The following is a 2,409-nucleotide window of genomic DNA, read 5'->3' on the forward strand; positions in this document are numbered from 1 at the left end:
TTGAATACGACAAACTGGGCCGGATTACCAAAGCGGATAGCGAAGTATTCGCCTTCGACCCCGCACACAATATCCTGTCCGACAACAACAGCCCTACCGTCCCCGACAACCGCCTACAAACCTACAACGGCAGCAGCTATTACTACGACGACCTCGGCAACCTGATCCACCGCGAACTGGCCGACGGCGAAGTGCAGAACTATTTCTACGATCTGCACGACCAACTGGTTAAAGCCGAAATCTTCAAAAAAGACGGCACGAAAGAGACTTGGGCCTACACCTACGACGCCTTGGGCAGAAGGATAGGCAAAGGCCGTCTGAAAAACGAAGAAGTTTCAGAAACGTCATTCCCGCATGATTTAGGCGGGAACGGCCTCGAAAACCAAACCCGCTTCGTTTGGGACGGCAGCCACCTCTTGCAGGAAGTCCACCCTGACGGCAGGTATACCTATCTCTACACCGATCCCGACAGCTACGAACCCTTGGCGCAGGTATGCAACTGGACCAACGAAGATGGTGAAAGCAAACAGCAAACCCACTACTTCCACTGCGACCAAATCGGTATCCCGAGAGAGATGACCGATAAGGACGGCAACCTCTTATGGTTCGGCAACTACACCGGCTGGGGTCGTCTGAAAGAGGAAACCAAGGTAACGTATAACGCATACCAACCCTTCCGATTGCAAAACCAGTACGCTGACCGTGAGACAGGGCTGCATTACAACTTCTTCAGGTATTATGAGCCTGATGCGGGTCGGTTTGTGAATCAGGATCCGATTGGATTGGCTGGTGGTAGTAACCTCTATTGGGCTTTACAAAACAGTCAAATGTGGGCTGACCCATTAGGGTTAAGTTCTAAAAAATCGCCTGGAACATGTAATGATCCATGTGCAGGACAAGATCCTGCCGGTGAAGCGGCTGGCTGGCAAGGAAGTAAGGACTATCCAGGTGTGGATAATTGGAAAAATGTTGTCCTAGAAAAAGGGACAATATTGTTTACACTGTATCCACATGGGCCGGCAGGTATGGCTTCTGCCCCTGGGAATTATTTTGTTCGAGGATACGCTGTACGTTCTGCAAGAGGAAATGCCAGAGCATTTAACGATTCTGTACAGGTGAGACATAGTGGAAATGCTAATGCCGCACGTGACATGAGAAAACAATTACATATATTTGTAGTAGAAGAAGATATTTGCGTAGGAAAATCAAAAGCAAAAGCAAATAAAAAATATGGCGATGGGGGAGCAACCCAATATTATATTCGAGATATAGATAAACCGAAATTAACAAGTACTGGCAAACTTCGATCTTTTAGGAGGTAAAATTACATATGAATCAAATTAAATTATTTATACAACAAAAAAACATTGTCATCAATAATCTCTCCTTAAACTTTAATGATATTAAAGACATTAAAGAAAAAACTAAATTAATAAATTTTAAAAATATACAAGAAGGTATTTATTTATTTCAAGAAAATATTTATTACCTTGGAGAAGAAGGAAAAATATTTATTGACATATACAAAAAAGAAATTGATATCTTATTCAATGACTATTTTTATTTAACTAAAAACATCTTAGAATCAAAAATTATTCAAAATTTTCTTAATTTATATCCTTCTTTAAAATCATATTGTGTACTAAAAAGTGCTCCAGTACTCGAATTTAAAGGACCTGAATTGGCATGGAATTCCCTTTTGTTCATCTATGACTCCAAACAGGCGTCAATAAGGCTGAATATTTCATTCTAAAATACTACAGTAAAATAATAAGAAGTATTTATGAAACAACCATACGAAATACACTCAGATTTTTTTAAGAAAATGATTGCTTCAGGCTGGTATGAGAATAGAGAAATTATTTTAGATTCTCTACCCCACCATTTAGAGGAGTTACCTGATAATGTAAAAAAATTTCTAAGAGAAATATGGTATTTAACAATTAGCTATGACGCTTATTATCGTAGTAATGGACGCATCTTTCTATCTACGGTACTGCATAACTTTGGGGAAACTACAAATACCTTAGTTGACTATTCGATAGATGATGAGGATTATATTTTTTATCAAAAATCTATTGGCAAAAAATTAAGAAATTTCGGCTTTGCAGATAACCGAGAAATCCTTATTGATTAACTGGGAAGAATTTATTTTATTCCTGATTCTGGAAATTTATATTATTTGGGAGGTAAATTTTATGAGGGATTATATAATTTAATATTTAGAACTGGAAATTCATTTATCGTAGAGGAGGATGGGGAACTTTTTGTAGAATCAGAAGTAGGTATTTCACCAGGAAATATGAATATTAGAGATACTGAGTAAACATAGGTTTTCCCAAGCTCTAACGCCCCGTAAGGTCGTCTCCCCCTCCTTTCAGACGACCCCATCCCCCCAACAGGAGCACC

General features: G+C 39.4%; 3 protein-coding genes. All 3 read left to right on the plus strand.

The genetic code is table 11. From position 1 onward, the window contains the following. Nucleotides 1–1,322, plus strand: a 1,322-nt coding sequence (locus HMPREF2952_RS11490; RefSeq protein WP_283120698.1) for an RHS repeat domain-containing protein, incomplete at its 5' end; no start/stop codon positions are given. An 8-nt stretch (nt 1,323–1,330) separates the two neighbouring features. Next, complete coding sequence (locus tag HMPREF2952_RS04455; RefSeq protein WP_049230545.1) at nt 1,331–1,753, plus strand: hypothetical protein; 423 nt, start codon at nt 1,331–1,333, stop codon at nt 1,751–1,753. Nucleotides 1,754–1,783: 30 nt separating this feature from the next. Continuing rightward, complete coding sequence (locus HMPREF2952_RS10930) at nt 1,784–2,137, plus strand: hypothetical protein (protein ID WP_049343568.1); 354 nt, start codon at nt 1,784–1,786, stop codon at nt 2,135–2,137. The last annotated feature ends 272 nt before the right edge of the window (nt 2,138–2,409 follow it).

The organism is Neisseria sp. HMSC068C12 (assembly GCF_001814095.1).
GTDB classification, from domain to species: Bacteria; Pseudomonadota; Gammaproteobacteria; order Burkholderiales; family Neisseriaceae; genus Neisseria; species Neisseria perflava.